Below are 16,379 nucleotides of genomic sequence, written 5' to 3'. Positions count from 1 at the left end.
ACATCAGCGCGACTATTGGCTTGCAGCCAGCTAATGCCAGATGTAAATCGTAACTGTAGAGGCTGAGATGGGTGTTGGCACGTCTTTGTTTGTCGCTTCCGGTAAGCCGTAGCCACAATACTTGACGCAAAATCTAGGAAGCAAAGCCACCGTCATTCATTTTCAATGACTTTATGATGGAGGCGCGGGTCGGGATCGAACCGACGCATAAAGGTTTTGCAGACCTCTCCCTTACCACTTGGGTACCGCGCCTCGACACACACACACCGGCTTACACCTGAGACTCCAGATTGGTAACACTCACAAATTGTAATGGGGGTGTACCACGAAGAGGGTGTTTTTGGAGCGGGAGACCGGGGTCGAACCGGCGACATCTTCCTTGGCAAGGAAGCACTCTACCACTGAGCTACTCCCGCCCTGCCTCAACCAGTATAAGCGGAAACCGCCTTGAAATGCAAAGCCCACCCCGACGAAATGTACTCTTCTGAGGAAATCTCTCCGAAGCCGCATAAACAAAGAAGCGGACGTCGTTCGACGCCCGCTCCCCTGCTTCACTCGCTTACTTCAGCTCCGTCAGCGTTGGCTGCAGGTGCACCGTCACGCCATCCAGACCAGCGCGGTACGCGATCATCTTCTTCAATACTTCGTACGGTACAGAGGCCACCGGCAAAGCCCAGCCGTTCACCATCAGCGTCGGCGTCTGGTTTACGCCCAGGTCTTCGCCCAGCTTGCGCTCTGCGTTTACCTCTGCGATCGTCGCCGGAGTTGCCGCACAAGCGGCCACAACCTTCGCGTCGGCTCCTGCACGGGTAACTGCCGTGGCCAGCGCGCCTTCGTGGTTGGAAGCTGTCAAAGCAGCCTGGGCCTCAAACACCGCACTCGCGTAGGTGAAGAACGCAGGATCGCCCTTTGCCTTGCGCACGCACACGCCCATCGCCGCAGCCTCTTCGGCATAGGGATGGATCTCGGTGATCGGGTAATTCTCAAACACGATGCGCGCCTGCGGGAAGTCAGTTGCAAGCTGGTCCATCGTGTCCTGCGCTTCCTTGCAGTGCGGGCACTGCAGGTCGGCAAACTCTACCAGCAGCAGACCATCGCCCTTGGCTCCGCGCGAAGGCCCCTTGGCCTCAGCCAACAGCGTCGCCTTCTTCTCCGCAAACGGCTGCGCGCCGAAGTCGATCACTTCACCAGCCAGCGCATGCTTGCCATCGGGAGTCACATAGAAGACAGTCGACGCTTCCTTGCCCGGCTGCGCCTTGTCGGCGATCATCACGGTCACCTTCGCAACACCGGGAGCAGGCGTCTTCTGAATGCCTACCACGCTCCAGGTACGGTTCTCGTCATAACCCCAAAGCTCCTTCAGGAACGAGTTCACATCCGCCGGAGTCGGCGTTGCTGCTGTAAAGTTCTTCGGGTTTACCGGCGGGAACGGGTTCTTCGCTGCTGCCGCTGCTGCCACCGCAGCCTGTGCCGAAGCCTGCGGCTTCGGAGCTGCGGGTTCCGCCGTCTGTGCAGAAGCTGCCAATACAGCCACTGCGCCCAACACACCAAGTACTGCCGTCTTCATCGCCACGTTCACTCTGCTTTACTCCTCTTCTTTCAACAAACTTGCTATGAACGCACTGCGACGATCGGAAACCGTCGCCCGCGCCCAAAAGACTTCTTCGAAACCTTCAACACCGGCGCCGCCTGCTGGCGCTTGTACTCGTTGATCTCTACCAGACGGATAATCCGGTGCACCAGCTCAAGCTCCACACCAAGCCGCGCAACAATCTCCTCGGCTGGCAGCAGGTCTTCGATATACAGCCGAAGAATCGGGTCGAGCACCTCATACTCCGGCAGCGAATCCGTGTCCTTCTGCCCCGGCCGAAGCTCCGCACTCGGTGGCTTGGTCAACGTCTCTTGCGGGATGATCCTACGCTCGCGGTTAGCATAACGGCTCAGTGCGTAGACCTCGGTCTTGTAGCAGTCCGCAATTACCGCGATTGCGCCGACCATGTCGCCGTAGAGCGTGCAGTATCCCGTCGCCATCTCGCTCTTGTTGCCCGTCGTCAGCACCAGCGCACCGGTCTTGTTCGACAGTGCCATCAGCAGCGTGCCGCGAACGCGCGGCTGCAGGTTCTCCTCCGCCAGGCCGAACGGCGTGCCCGCAAAGAACGGCTCCAGCACCCGCGTGTAATCGTCGAAGATCGACTTCACCGGCGCAATCTCAAAACGAATTCCAAGGTTCTCGGCCAGCTCGCGCGCGTCCGTCACGGAGCCCTCTGACGAAAACTCGCTCGGCATACCGACACCCAGAACGTTCTCCGCTCCCAACGCTTCCACAGCAATCGCCGCCACCAGTGCAGAATCAATGCCACCGCTCAGCCCGATCAGAGCCTTCTTGAATCCCGACTTCCGCAGATAATCACGCGTGCCCATGACCAACGCATCCCACGTACGCGCGGTCTCGGCGGCAACAGTGTCCACAGGCTCTTCGATCGTTACCGTCGAAGTCGTGTCGAGCAGCACCAGATCTTCAACAAACGCCTGCGACTGCGCCATCAGCTCCCCGTTCGCGTTCATCGCAAACGAAGCACCATCAAAGACCAGCGAATCATTCGCACCAACCTGGTTAACCATGACCACCGTCGCGCGATGCCGCTTGGCCAGCGCGCCGATCATCCGGTAACGCGTCTCGCACTTGTTGTGCCAGTAAGGCGACGCCGAAATGTTCAGGATCACGCGATGCCCGCTCAGCGGCTGCGGCAGCACCGCCCACTGCTTCATCAGCTCTTCCACCGGATCGACCGGATACACCTGTCGCGGCCAGAACATCTTGTCGTTCCAGGCGTCTTCGCAGATTGTGATCGCAACCGGCTGACCTTTAATCATCGTCAGCCCAACCTGGTTGGCGGGCTCGAAGTATCGCTGCTCATCGAAGACGTCGTAGAACGGCAACAGAGTCTTCGTCTGCACAAACTGAATCTGGCCGCCGTCGCAGACGGCAGCGACGTTGCGCACCGGCTTTTCTCCCGCGCCTTCACAGCGCAGTACCGAGCCGCACAGGATCGCAGGCTTGCCTTCGCCCGCCGTCAGCGCAGCGACGCGAACAAGCGTCTCTTCCGCCTTCAGCAGAAAGGTTTCCTTCTCCAGCAGGTCCGCGGGCCAATAGCCGCACGTCGCCAGTTCAGGGAACATGACAAGCTCAACGCCTGCCTCTACTGCGCGCTCGTAAAAGCTCGCAATTCTTGCGTAATTTCCGTCGAAGTCCCCGACAGTCGGGTTGATCTGGGCTAGCGCGATTCGCACGACCTTAGTCTAACGCGCTAAGAGCCTGTGCCTTGCAACACAACGCTCACCGTACGCGCAAGAATCCGAAGATCCAGCATGAGATTCCAGTTTTCGACGTACGCCGTGTCCAACGAAATGTAGCTGTCGAACGAAGGATCCTGCCGCGCTTCTACCTGCCAGAGCCCCGTCATACCGGGCAGCACATCGAGACGGCGAAGGTGCGAAAGATCATACTTCGCAACCTCCGAGGCTAGCGGAGGACGCGGCCCCACCAGGCTCATATCGCCCTTCAGCACGTTGAACAACTGCGGCAGTTCATCCAGCGAGTACTTACGCAACCGTGCACCGACCTTCGTAATGCGCGGGTCGTTCGTGATCTTGAACAGTACATCGTTGCGCTCGTTCAGGTGGGCAAGGTCTTTCTTGATCTTGTCCGCATTGGAGACCATCGAACGGAACTTGAAGCACTTGAACATGCGGCCCTTACGACCGATACGCTCAGCCCGATAAAGAATCGGCCCCTCGGAGTCGAAGCGAACCAGCAAGGCAATCGTCACAAGGATCGGCGAGATGACCAACAGGATGAGCGAGGAGAGCACCACATCCATCACGCGCTTCGCCATGTACGCGCCACGCGGGAAATCTCCACGGTGCAGCGGAATCGTCGGAAACTGGCCGATGTACTCTACCGGCGCATTCCACGCCAGCCCATCATACAAATCAGGCACCACACGCACATCGATACCAAGCGCGCGAGCCTCTTCCACAACGCCAATGACCGTTGCCTTATCAGCAGGTGTAGAGAAGAAAATTTCATCGACAAATAGCGAACGAGCCAACGCCACGCAGTTCGCTATGCTGCCAATCACCTGCGAAGAAGCCGCAATCTCTTCGCGATCCTCCAGCGTGACAAAGCCTTTGAAGCGGAAGCCCATATGCGGCAACGCTTCCAGGTGGTTCTTCAGCGCATGTCCTACACGGCCATCACCGATGATGAGCACATTGCGCGTCTCCAGTCCTTCCAGAAACTGCCGCTGGCGAAGCTTTCGCCACAGCGCCCGGCGAACCATCACCAGCCCCATCGTCAGCAGCACCATGTACAGCACGGAGAGCCGCGAAACCTCATACGCAGGAAGAACATACAGCGTTCCGCAAAGCAACAGGCTGGAGGTTAATGCGGTTTGCACTACGAGGCGCTGTTCATGCAATCCGCTGTAGTTATCTACCGAGCGATAGAGGCCATTAAAGCGCGCAGAAACGACAAAGTAGGCAACGAAAACCAACAGGTAGAGGAAAGAAAGCAGTGTGGCGTTCTGAAGCCAACTGTTCCAGCCGTGGACCTGCATGTGCAACGAACGCAAGGAAACGTGAGTTCCCCAGCGGAAGGCCAGCAACCCGGCCACAACAGCAGAAAGTCCGTCCAGTACTCCCCAGGCGACTGCGGTAGCGGAAAACACGCTGACCCGGCCGTTTTGCCCTCGCGCTCGAGCCTTCTCTCGCCGTCTCCGGTTGGAGATTACGATCTGCTCAAGATAGTCGGGCGTCGTCACCTGCAAGGCTCCTTGATTGTGCCTTTTAAGGCCAAAAGGCCGTTATTTTAAAAGCGCAGAAACTGCGCGCTGGAGTGTTTCTGTAGGCTACCACGCAGTACCTTAGTAACCCTCTGCGGCTTTCGGGTCAGCGAGGTAAAACAAGCTCGTCCAACGCGAGAAACTCTTTCAAAATCGGGTCTTCCGTCGCTCGCAACTCCTCAATCGTGCCGAAGAAGCGCGCCTTGCCTTCGTGAAGAAACACAACCCTGTCTGCAAGTTTTTCCGCGAATCGCATATCGTGAGTCACAACGATACTAGTCAGATGCAACTGCTGCTTTAAACGTTGAATCAGGTCGCCCAGCAATCGCCCCATCAGCGGATCCACCATCGTCGTCGGCTCGTCATAGAGCACGGCCGTAGGCTGCGCGGCCAGCGCCCGCGCAATCGCCACGGAACGCTTCATCCCTGTCGACAGATCGCTCGGCAGCTTGTCTTCCATGCCCGCCACGCCCACCATCTCCAGCAGCCCTTTGACCACCTGCAGCATCTGCTCTTCGTTCATGTCACCGCGCTCACGCAGCGGAAACGCCACGTTCTCGCCCACCGAGATCGAGTCAAACAGTGCGCCGTTCTGAAATACCATCGTCACCTTGCGGCGAACGTCCTGCATCTGCTGCTCGCTGTAATGCGCAATGTCCTGTCCTGCCACCAGCACCACGCCGCTGTCCGGCTTCAGAAAGCCCATCAGAATCTGCAGTGACACGGACTTGCCCACACCCGAACGTCCGAGGATGCATAACGTCTCGCCGGCGTTTACATAAAAATTCACATCCTCAAGCACGGTGAAGTCTCCGAACGCCTTATGGACATGCTGAAACGCAATGTACGGCCCTACATGCGCGGCAACCTCATCCTGCACACGGCCCTGATGGGAAGAAAAAACATCCGGCGGCGCTTCCGTAGCCACATGCTCGGCGACCTCTCCAAGAAATGCAGCCATCACGGGCGCAACATCCGGCGTCAAATCCGCCGTCAGCGGCTCCTCGGGGTCATGCACATGCGGCGCTTCGGGATGGTTCGGCTCGGTTGCCATACGCCTAGTATGACGCAGCTTCCGCTGCAATCAATTCTTCGGGAGTATTAACGTTGGCGAACCATCGCTCCACCTCCCGTGATGGCAGATCGTAGCGCCAGTAACCTTCCAGCCCCGACAGCAGCCGCAGCAACCGCCGTTCCCCCGCTTCCACGCTCGCGTGCACCGCTGCCTCGCAGCTCCGCTGCACCATGCAGAACGCAGGCTGGTTTACCTCGGCAAACAAATGGCTCACCCTGACCTCGTCACGGGCCAGCACCGCGTCCGCCCACTCGTGTAGCACGCTCGCCGGAACCAGTGGCACATCCACGGGAATAAACATCGTCCACGCACGCTCTGCGGCGGCAAGCCCCGCCTCAACCCCTGCCACAGGGCCGCAGCCCACACGCGCCTCATGCACCACCGGGGCAAACGCTGCGAGGTCGTCCCGGTTGCCCACAACCGAAACGACCTCACACACTTCCTTCAACTTTCCGACAGCGATCTCCACCATCGGCCTGCCATGAAACGGCAGCAGCGCCTTGTCCGTGCCCATGCGCGAGCTCTGCCCGCCCACCAGCACAAACCCATGCACCGGCAGACGCTGCATCGCCTACTTCCCTACCAGCTCAAAGAAGCGAATGATCGAGGCGATGCCGCGATGGAAGTTCGGCAAGTGGAACTTCTCGTTCGGTGCATGAAGATTGTCATCCGGCAGACCAAACCCCATCATCACCGTCGGGATGCCAAGCTCGCGCACGAAGTCGCCTACGATCGGAATCGAACCGCCGCCACGCACATATACCGTGTCCTTGCCCCAGACCTCGTGCATCGCCTCAGCCGCAGCGCCGATGTAATCGTTATCGGTGGACACCACAATCGGCTCGCCCGAGTGAATCATCCGCGCCTCAGCGACTACGCCCTTCGGCGTGTTCTCTTCGACAAACTTCTTGTACTTCGCAAACGTCTCGGCAGGTTTCATCCCCGGCACCAGGCGGAAGCTGATCTTCGCCACAGCCTTGGCCGGAATCACCGTCTTCGCCCCTGCGCCGATAAAGCCGCCAGGCATTCCATGAACGTCCATCGTCGGGCGCGACCATGTACGCTCGAGCACGCTGAACGCTTCCTCACCCGTCAGCGCAGGCGAGCCCACCTCAGTCTTGCGATAGTGCTCTTCATCGAACGGCAGCGAGCGCCATGCCTCCAGCTCAGCCTTCGTCGGTGCTTCCACGTTGTCATAGAAACCCGGGATCGCAATGTGGCCGTCCGCGCGTTTCATCAGAGCAATCATCTGCGCCAGCGCGACGAACGGATTCGGGGCCGCACCGCCGTACATGCCTGAGTGCAGGTCCGTCGCTGCTCCTCGAACCTCAAGCTCGGTGTAAATCATGCCGCGCAACCCAACGCACAGCGTCGGCAACTCCGGCGCAAACATCTCGGTATCGCTCACCAGCGCGGCATCGGCCTTCAGCACATCGCCGTGCTCGCGCACAAACGCCGCAATGCCTTCGCCGCCAACCTCTTCCTCACCCTCGATGATGACCTTGATGTTCACGGGCAGCGTGCCATCCGCCTTCAGCAACGACTCCAGCGCCTTCACATGCATCCAGAGCTGGCCCTTGTCGTCCACCGCACCACGCGCATAGATGTTGCCATCACGCTCGGTCGGCTCAAACGGCGGCGACTTCCACTCCTCCAACGGCTCCGCGGGTTGAACATCATAGTGCCCGTAGCAAAGCACCGTCGGCTTGCCCGGCACATGGAGCCAATCCGCATAAACCAGCGGATGCCCCTTACGTTCAGCCGTCGAGGTCTCAATCAGCCGAACATTCTCCAGCCCTGCAGCCTTCAGATGATCGGCCACAAACTGTGCGGCCTTGCGAACATCGTCTACATGCTCCGGCGCCGTCGACACGGACGGAATCCGCAACAAATCCTTCAACTCATCTACAAACCGCGCGCCATGTTCCTGCGCAAACTTCGCTGCATTGCCCATCGTTGCTTCGCTCCTACTTTCGTTCCGGTGCCACCATCGGATCAGCCGGGCAGTCTTCAAACGCCTTCACCCGCTCGGCCTCAAAATTTCCCGTATGACGCAACGGCTGACGATCCAACTCTACGCCCCTCAATCGAGGATCATCCGTCAGCCGCAACTGCCGCATCAACTCCGCATCCATCTGCTTCAGCTTCGCCTGGTACTTCGCCTCACCGGCCAAATTCTTCAGCTGGTAAGGATCCTCCGGCATGTAATAAAGCTCCTGCGCAGGACGCCGTCCCGTCGCCAGTTCGAACTTCGGTTCAACCGGCACCTCATCCTTATGCTCCACAAGGTACGCCTTGCTCAGCCCCGCATCGATATCGGCATAGCCCGAATACGTAGACGTCTTCAACTGCTCATGCGTCACCGGCCTGCACGCCGGGTCGCCCGCCGGATAACGTTCCGGCTTGAAGTTGCGGATGTACAGCCACTCCTTCGTGCGCAGCGCACGCATCGGATACCCTGCCGGATTCACCCGGCCGCGCGCGCCCATGTGGCGCTCCATGCCCGTGAGCACGCTATCGCGTCCCGGCTGCTTTGCTCCCGACCGAAGCAGCGGCTGCCACGGCCGGCCTGTCATCTCCGCCGGGATCTTCACCGAAGCAGCTTCGAGGAACGTCGGAGCAATGTCCTCCAGGCTCACAAACTGCTCCTCCACCGCGCCTACACGGGTATGCCCCTTCCAGCGCACGGCCAGCGGAACATGCGTCCCCACGTCATAGATTCCGGCCTTCGCGCGCGCAAACGGCCAGCCGTTATCGCCCGCCATGACCACCATCGTCTGGTCAAGCTCACCGCTCTTCTCCAGCCGTGCCAGAATTGCCCCCGTATCGCGGTCATAGCGCTCCACCGCAAAGTAGTAATCCGCAATGTCCTGCCGTACTTCGGGCGAATCAGGAAGATACGGAGGCACCACCACCTTCGCCGGATCAATCACTCCCTTGTACTGCTCATCCTTGTACGGGCGATGCGGATCATGACTGCCAAACCACAGGCAGAACGGCTTGCCCTCCGGCCTCGCCGCGAAGAACGCCTCGATGCTCTCGTACTTGTCGCCCGCCGGATTCCTCTTGCGGCCACCGGCCTCCACCACACCCGGGTCCCACCCCTTCCCCACATACCCCACGAAGTACCCAGCCGCTTCCAGCAGATCTGGATACACCGGATACTTCACCGGCAGCGTGCTCGAAAGGTTCGTACCTTCTCCTAACCGCCACGGCCACTGCCCGGTCAACATCGCAGCCCGCGAAGGCGTACACGAAGGCGCGGCCACGAACGCATTCGTGAACATCACCCCTTCATGACACACACGATCGAACGTTGGCGTCTTCACCACCGCATCATGGGCGATCGACGCATGAGGCCAGCCCCAGTCATCGGCCAACGCATACAGAATGTTCGGCCGAGCCTTTGCCACCTGTGCTTCCAGCGGACTCTTCACCGCCAGTGTCGCCGCAACCGCTGCCATCTTCGCCATCATCGAACGTCGTGTGATCGTTGCCAAAACCGAACCTCTTTCGCTGGTTACTGCTTCTGCTGAAAGATCGCCATCGTCGCGCCCATCGGGTCGCGGAAGACCGTCACCGTGCCTTCGCCATCCACTACCAGATTATCCACATGCACGGTCGCGCCCAACTCTGCCAGCGGTTTCCTGCAATGAACAGCTGCGTTTGACGCCCATCCTAGCGCAAAGCCGTCGCAATGTATCCTGACGCCACCTCATCCTTCAGGAGTCGAGTCCCATGCCGAACCCGTTCCGCAAACTAGCCGCAGCAGCCGTCCTAGTCCTTACGATCTCAGCGGCACACCCCGCAAAAGCAGCCGGGCCGGAAACCGCCGAAGCCATCTTCGCCCACGCTCGCACCGAAGCCACCACCGAGCACAAGAACGTGCTGCTCGTCTTCTCCGCCTCCTGGTGTGGTCCCTGCAAACTCTACGAGCGCTTCCTCGAAGACCCGAAGATGAAGGCCATCACCGAAAAGGCCTTCGTCGTCGAACGCATCGACGTCGGCGAGCGCCCCGGCGACTCCAAACACAGCGACACTCCCGGTGGCGAAAAACTCCGCTCCGCCCTGGGAGCGGCCACCGAACCAGGCTTCCCCTTCCTCATCGTCACCAGCCCTAACGGCAAGCCAATCACGAACTCTTATCTGAACGGCGATAAGAAGAGCAACATCGGCTATCCCGTCCTCCCCTCCGAGATCGACTGGTACATAGCGATGCTCAAGCAGACGGCCCCCACACTCTCCGCACAGGACCTCACCGACACCCGCACCTACCTCGAAGCCATGGCCAAGCGCCTCCGCTAAGTCACAAACGCTAAGTCACAAACAAAGAGGGCTTCCGCAGCCAGCAAATCGCCCGCCGCAGAAGCCCTCTACGCTTTACTCTCTATCCCCTACGCGCTAAGCACCGCTCTAATCACCCTTCGGCTGGCCGCCGTGATTCCACTTCGGCACGAAGTCGCTCGAAGCCAGCCACCGAATCGGTTCGATCAGCGACTGGATCGCCGTCGTCATGAACGGCAGGTCGAGATGCGCCAGATCGTCGTCCGGCTGGTGATACGTCGGCACCGTTCCCCATCCCGCCGCCGTGTGCGCCACGACCCCCTTCAGAGCAAGCTGATAGTTGTCCGAACGCTCAAAGAAGTGCTCTTCCGGATAAGGATCAGGCCCCACCAGCGCACCATGCTCCTTCAGCGTCGGCCCCAGGTTCGAGCGGTCATAGCCGGTCAGCAACAGCACGCCCTTCGGCATCTTCGGATCCTGGTTGCCGATCATCTCGAACTCGAGGTTCGCGATCAACTCCTTCAGCGGCACCGGCGAGTGCGCGCCGAAGTACAGCGAGCCAAACTCTCCCATCTCCTCCGATCCATAGCAGACAAACAGCACGCTGCGACGAAGCTTCGGCCCAGCCGCCAGCGCGTGCGCCATCTCCAGTACAGCCGTCGTTCCGGCAGCATCGTCGTTCGCCCCGTTCCAGATGCCGTCGCCGTTCACCGGCTTGCCCGTGCCCAGGTGATCGAGGTGCGCCGTCAGCAGAATCGTCCCCGCGTTCGGGTCCGTGCCTTTCAGATAGCCGATCGCGTTGTACGTCTTGCGCTCCGTCTGGTTTGTGCCGAATAGCTTCAGGGATATCGGCGAACTTTGCTTCACCGCAAGCAGCTTCTTGTACGCCTCCGGATACAGCGCCAGCACTGTTCCCCGTCCCGGCTTCAACTGCCCTTCCTTCAGTGCCGCAGGAACTCGCGGCTTTCCGCCAAACATCGTCAGCATCCTGTCCGTCGACGCATCCTCAGGCAGCAGAATCATCGCCGCCTGCGCTCCCGACAACTCGCGCGCCGAACCCAGCGCCCGGTTCGTGGCAACGTCCGTCAGCAACACCGCGTTCTGCTGCAGATCACTCTTCGAACCCGCATCACTCGCAGGAACCTTCAGCACGCGTCCGCTCGTCGCTCCGCCGCCGACCATCAGCAGATCAAAGTCCTTGCCTTCTACAAACGTCTGGTCGCCCGCCACCAACTGGGCGTGCCCGTTCAGCATCGGCCCCTGCAACTCCGCGCTCTGGATATAGCTGCTCATCCCCGGCGCCGTCTTCAGACCATAGCCCTCAAACTCGCTGGCAACGTAAGTTGCGGCAATTTCCTCATCGCGAGTGGCCGATCCGCGCCCCGCCAGCACATCACTGGCGAGAAACTCCTCATGGGCCTTCACCCACTCCGGTTTCACCGTCCACGGGGCCGGTTGCTGCGCCAAAACGCCCACCGAAGCCCCTGCCAATACCGCTGCGACCGCCGCCCGTGCTATCCAAACCATTAGTTTCCGTTCCTCCAGAATTCACGCCCATCCTATATCCTGCTCGCGTGCGTCTAAACTAGGAAGTAACGTGTCTTTGCGTCCACGCCATCTCGCCTGCCTTTTGCTGCTGCTGTCCTCGCTGGCTTCTGCCAGCGCCCAGCCTGCGCGCGAGAACATTTTTACCGGCCGCTACATCGACGTGCTCCTGCTGCGCCACGCAGCCGAGGCCGCCCGTGCGGCCGCCAGGGCCAACGCAAACGAGCACCCCGAGCCTGCACGTCCGGAAGCCACACAGCCACTTCAGCTCTCTGCTGAAGCTCAGGCACAGCGCACCCTTGTTTGGGCTCCGCCCGCACCTGTAGCGCAAACGGCCAGCATCCACGCACGCACCGCAACACCCGCGACTCGGCTCTAGCCTCGTCGCTCCCCTTTCGGCCCTCGCCTCAGGCAGGCCTCAGCAGCACTCTCGCGCATACTTCTGCGCCCACCGAAAATCAAGGACCTACTGTGTTCAACAAGACCCTCGCCAAAGTGTTTGGCACCTCCAACGAGCGCGCCGTCAAGCGCATGATGCCCGTCCTCGATCAGATCAACAGCTTCGAAGAGTCGCTCAAGAAGCTCACCGACGACGAACTCCGCGGCAAGACCGCAGCCTTCCAGCAGCGCATCGAAGACGCCCGCAAGGACCTCACCGATCCCGCCGAAATCAAGGCAGCCGAGCAGCGCGAGTTGGACGCCATCCTGCCCGAAGCCTTCGCCGTCGTTCGTGAAGGCGCAGGACGCATCATCGGTATGCGCCACTACGACGTGCAGATGATCGGCGGCATGGTTCTCCACTCCGGCAAGATCGCCGAAATGAAGACCGGTGAAGGCAAAACGCTCGTCGCCACCCTTCCCTGCTACCTCAACGCGCTCGCCGGCAAGGGTGTTCACGTCGTCACCGTCAACGACTACCTCGCCAAGCGCGACGCCGAGTGGATGGGCAAGGTCTACAGCTTCCTCGGTCTCTCCGTCGGCGTCATCACGCACGAACTCGACGACGCCGAGCGCCAGGCTGCCTACACCTGCGACATCACCTACGGCACCAACAACGAACTCGGCTTCGACTACCTGCGCGACAATATGAAGTTCGAGCTCTCGCAGATGGTGCAGCGCGACCAGTACTACTGCATCGTCGACGAAGTCGACTCCATCCTCATCGACGAAGCCCGTACGCCGCTCATCATCTCCGGCCCCACGGATAAGACGACCGACAAGTACGCCATCGCCGATAAGATCATCCCCGGCCTCGAAGCCGGTGAGCTGATCGAAACCATCGACACCAAGACCTGGTCGGGCGACTACGTCGTCGACGAAAAGGCACGCGCTGTCACCGTGACCGACGAAGGCTGGGAAAAGATCGAAAAGCTTCTCGGTATCGGTAACATCGCTGACCCCGAAAACTGGGACATGAAGCACCACATCGAGACCGCCATTAAGGCGCACGCGCTCTACACGCGCGATGTGGAGTACATCGTCAAGGACGGCGAAGTCATCATCGTCGACACCTTCACCGGTCGCCTGATGCCGGGCCGCCGCTGGTCCGATGGCCTGCACCAGGCCGTCGAAGCCAAGGAAGGCGTCGAGGTCCGCAAGGAAGACCAGACCCTCGCCACCATCACCTTCCAGAACTACTTCCGCCTCTACAAGAAGCTCTCCGGCATGACCGGTACGGCCGAAACAGAAGCCGCTGAGTTCGACAGCATCTACAAGCTCGACATCGTCGTCATCCCCACCAACCGCAAGATGCAGCGCATCGAAAACCCCGACGTCGTCTACCGCACGTCGCAGGAAAAGTACTTCGCTGTCGCTGACGAAATCGAGAAGCTCCACGCCGAAAAGCGTCCTGTGCTGGTCGGCACCACGAGCATCGAAAAGTCCGAGCTGCTCTCCAGCATCCTGCAGCGCAAGGGCGTCCGCCACGTCGTGCTGAACGCAAAGTTCCATGAGAAGGAAGCCGAGATCGTCGCCCAGGCCGGCCGCCTCGGCATGGTCACCATCGCCACCAACATGGCTGGCCGCGGTACCGACATTCTGCTCGGTGGCAACGCCGAGTTCATGGCACGCCAGGATCTCGTGAAGCGGAACCTCGCTCGCGCGCTCTCTGCGGTCGAAGGCGAAATCTCACCCAACGCCGCACCCGGCTTCGTCCGCTTCCTCTACCAGTCGCAGGAGTTCGAGGTCACGGAAGAGAAGTACAACGAAGTCTTCGCCGCACACCAGGCTGCCACCAAGATCGAACAGGCAGCCGTGCTCGAAGCCGGTGGTCTGCACATCCTCGGTACCGAACGCCACGAATCACGCCGCGTCGACAACCAGCTTCGCGGCCGCGCCGGTCGTCAGGGCGACCCCGGCAGCTCGCGCTTCTTCCTTTCGCTCGAAGACGATCTCATGCGTATCTTCGCGCGTGAGTGGGTCTCCACCCTGCTACAGTCGCTCGGCATGGAAGAAGGCGTGCCGATCGAAAGCAAGATGATCTCGCGCCGCATCGAAGCCGCACAGAAGGCTGTCGAATCGCAGAACTTCGAATCACGTAAGCACGTGCTCGAGTACGACGACGTTATGAACAAGCAGCGCGAGGCCGTCTACATGCTCCGCCGCCAGCTCATGGAAGGCGTCGAACAGCGCGAACTCATCACCGAGGACTACACCGCGACGATCCTCTCCGGCATCCTCGACCAGTTCGCTCCGGCCTCGCAGCACCCCGACCAGTGGAACCTCGAGAACCTCTTTAACGGTGTCGAAGACGTCTTCGGCGCGAAGCTTGCCGAAGAGATTCCCAACGCCTCCAGCATGACGCGCCGCGAACTCGGCGACGCCGTCTTTGAAGCACTCGGCAAGCGTTACGCGGTGAAGGAAAGCATCCTCTCCTCCGACACCATGCGTTACCACGAGCGCGTCGTCATGCTCTCCGTGCTCGACCAGCTCTGGAAGGACCACCTCCTCAACATGGACCACCTCAAGGAAGGCATCGGGCTCCGCGGCTACGCGCAGCAGGACCCGCTCGTTGCCTACAAGAAGGAGTCCTTCGACATGTTCGAGCAGATGATGCTCTCCTTCCAGGAGCAGACCGCGCGTCATCTCTTCCGTATGCAGATCCTCGCTCCCGACGGCACGCCCATCGAGTCCGCCGAGCAGCTTCAGGCTCTGCAGTCCGCAATGGCCGCAGCCCAGCAGGCCGCGTACGACGCGCACATGGCGCAGCAGGAGCAACTCGCTGCCGCAGCGCAGCAGATCCCGGCACAGTTCTCGCATCAGGCGCTCGGTGCACCTCAGCAGCAGGCGGCCCACACCACCATCGACGCGCTCGAGCGTGAGTTCGAAGCCCGCAAGCAGCGCGAACTTGGCATGACGCGTGAAAGCGGCGCTGTCCCCGGAACCGCAGACCCCGGCACGCCCAACACGCCGCACCGCTCTGGTCCCGAGGTTGGTCGTAACGACCTCTGCCCCTGCGGCTCCGGCAAAAAGTACAAAAAGTGCCACGGAGCCAACGCATAATGCGTTTCCAACGCAAGCAAGCAACAGCCGCACGGACTCAAGTCCTGCGGCTGTTCTCTTTGCTCTTCTTCCTGGCTATCTCCGCTCACGCCCAACAGATCACCGTCACTCTCGTCGGCACGGGCGGCCCGGAGCTCACGCCCAGCCGCAGCGGCATCGCCACGCTCATCCAGAGCGACCATCAAGCCATCCTCGTCGACGCAGGCCGCAACACGCTCGCCAACCTCTACCGCGCGCGCATCAATCCGGCCACAGTCACCACGGTCTTCCTCACGCACCTGCACAGCGACCACATCAGCGGCCTCCCGGACCTCTGGATCACCCCCTGGTTCCTGCTGCATCGCACCACGCCGCTCACCGTCTACGGCCCGCGCGGCACGCAGTCCATGATCGACGGCATGCGTGCCATGTACGCGCATGACCTCTCCGCCCGCGCCAACCCCACAGCCCTCGCGCGCAACCTCGATGTCCACGTCATCGAAGTAGCCGACCAGCAACCCATCCACCTCGGCTCGTTGACCATCACCCCCACCACCGTCAGCCACGCCGACGGAGCCCCGGCCTTCGCCTACCGCATCGCTAACGCAGAGCACAGTGTCTTCCTCACCGGCGACTGCACGCTCACGCCCGCGCTCACCGCAGCAGCAGCCAACGCAGACATCCTGATCGCGAACGTAGCCGCTGGAACTCCCGAGCAGGAGAGCCTGCCGAAGTGGAGACCCGTCTTCGCCAAACTACTCGCCATCACGCAGACCTCCGAGCTCTTCCGCGCCGCGCATCCAAGACTCGCGGTCTACTCCCATATCGTCACCAAGGGCAACGTGCCGGACGCGACTCTACGCAGCCGCACACGCAAAGCCGGATACCTCGGCCCACTGCTCGTCGGCCGCGACAGCACGCAGATCATCCTCGATCGTCGTCTAAAAATCAGTCACATCCCGGCACCCATAGCTCCGCTGGATGGAGAAGAAGCCGCAACCTTCCAAGAGACAAACGCGATCCCGGGAAAACTCAAATAGCTACAGTTGCCGTCTAACTTACTGAGACACGAGATAATTGCTCTTCACCAGCGATGAACCGTTCGCGTGCAGATTATTTCACTCTGGGACACAACATTCAGAGCATCCGGG

The 16,379-nt window shown here is 60.6% G+C and carries 12 protein-coding genes and 2 tRNA genes; 4 read left to right on the top strand and 10 right to left on the bottom strand.

The genetic code is table 11. The annotated features are described in order from the left end of the window. Nucleotides 1-177: 177 nt before the first annotated feature. From PW792_03745 to PW792_03705, 9 genes are all read right to left on the bottom strand, one after another. Nucleotides 178-252 (bottom strand) — tRNA-Cys (locus tag PW792_03745). An 89-nt stretch (nt 253-341) separates the two neighbouring features. Then, a tRNA-Gly gene (locus PW792_03740) sits at nt 342-416 on the bottom strand. Between the two features lie 143 nt (nt 417-559). Then, a complete protein-coding gene (locus PW792_03735) occupies nt 560-1,567 on the bottom strand; it encodes a thioredoxin domain-containing protein (GenBank protein ID MDE1161043.1) in 1,008 nt (335 codons plus the stop codon). Between the two features lie 44 nt (nt 1,568-1,611). Beyond that, entirely contained in the window at nt 1,612-3,291 is a 1,680-nt protein-coding gene (locus tag PW792_03730; GenBank protein MDE1161042.1) for an NAD+ synthase, read from the bottom strand. Between the two features lie 17 nt (nt 3,292-3,308). Continuing rightward, nucleotides 3,309-4,823 carry a sugar transferase gene (locus PW792_03725; protein MDE1161041.1) on the bottom strand — a complete coding sequence of 505 codons (1,515 nt, stop codon included), beginning with the start codon at nt 4,821-4,823 and terminating at the stop codon, nt 3,309-3,311. Nucleotides 4,824-4,950: 127 nt separating this feature from the next. Continuing rightward, nucleotides 4,951-5,898 (bottom strand): ATP-binding cassette domain-containing protein, encoded by a 948-nt coding sequence (locus tag PW792_03720; GenBank protein ID MDE1161040.1) that lies wholly within the window; start codon nt 5,896-5,898, stop codon nt 4,951-4,953. A 4-nt stretch (nt 5,899-5,902) separates the two neighbouring features. Further along, nucleotides 5,903-6,487 (bottom strand): molybdenum cofactor guanylyltransferase, encoded by a 585-nt coding sequence (locus PW792_03715; GenBank protein ID MDE1161039.1) that lies wholly within the window; start codon nt 6,485-6,487, stop codon nt 5,903-5,905. A 3-nt stretch (nt 6,488-6,490) separates the two neighbouring features. Beyond that, nucleotides 6,491-7,873 carry a dipeptidase gene (locus PW792_03710; protein ID MDE1161038.1) on the bottom strand — a complete coding sequence of 461 codons (1,383 nt, stop codon included), beginning with the start codon at nt 7,871-7,873 and terminating at the stop codon, nt 6,491-6,493. A gap of 13 nt (nt 7,874-7,886) precedes the next feature. Then, the gene (locus PW792_03705) at nt 7,887-9,419 is read right to left on the bottom strand and encodes a sulfatase (GenBank protein MDE1161037.1); all 1,533 of its coding nucleotides are present in this window, start codon (nt 9,417-9,419) and stop codon (nt 7,887-7,889) included. Nucleotides 9,420-9,657: 238 nt separating this feature from the next. Here PW792_03705 and PW792_03700 point away from each other — a divergent pair, with 238 nt between their 5' ends. Then, a complete protein-coding gene (locus PW792_03700) occupies nt 9,658-10,224 on the top strand; it encodes a thioredoxin family protein (GenBank protein MDE1161036.1) in 567 nt (188 codons plus the stop codon). A gap of 108 nt (nt 10,225-10,332) precedes the next feature. Here the strand turns inward: PW792_03700 and PW792_03695 are convergent, their stop codons facing one another. Further along, a complete protein-coding gene (locus PW792_03695) occupies nt 10,333-11,730 on the bottom strand; it encodes a M28 family peptidase (GenBank protein MDE1161035.1) in 1,398 nt (465 codons plus the stop codon). 70 nt (nt 11,731-11,800) lie between these two features. On the opposite strand from PW792_03695, the gene PW792_03690 reads away from it, so the two are divergent. The 3 genes from PW792_03690 (at nt 11,801) to PW792_03680 (ending at nt 16,268) form a co-directional block, all read left to right on the top strand. Further along, nucleotides 11,801-12,127, top strand: a complete 327-nt coding sequence (locus PW792_03690; protein MDE1161034.1) for a hypothetical protein — start codon at nt 11,801-11,803, stop codon at nt 12,125-12,127. A 92-nt stretch (nt 12,128-12,219) separates the two neighbouring features. Next, nucleotides 12,220-15,249 carry a preprotein translocase subunit SecA gene (gene secA / locus PW792_03685; protein MDE1161033.1) on the top strand — a complete coding sequence of 1,010 codons (3,030 nt, stop codon included), beginning with the start codon at nt 12,220-12,222 and terminating at the stop codon, nt 15,247-15,249. Beyond that, nucleotides 15,249-16,268, top strand: a complete 1,020-nt coding sequence (locus PW792_03680) for an MBL fold metallo-hydrolase (GenBank protein ID MDE1161032.1) — start codon at nt 15,249-15,251, stop codon at nt 16,266-16,268. The genes secA and PW792_03680 overlap by 1 nt, the downstream gene beginning before the upstream one ends. The last annotated feature ends 111 nt before the right edge of the window (nt 16,269-16,379 follow it).

The sequence above is a fragment of the Acidobacteriaceae bacterium genome (assembly GCA_028283655.1).
GTDB lineage: Bacteria > Acidobacteriota > Terriglobia > Terriglobales > Acidobacteriaceae > Granulicella.
The sequence above is the reverse complement of the archived record's forward strand: the minus strand, read 5'-3'. Positions and strand labels throughout refer to the sequence as shown.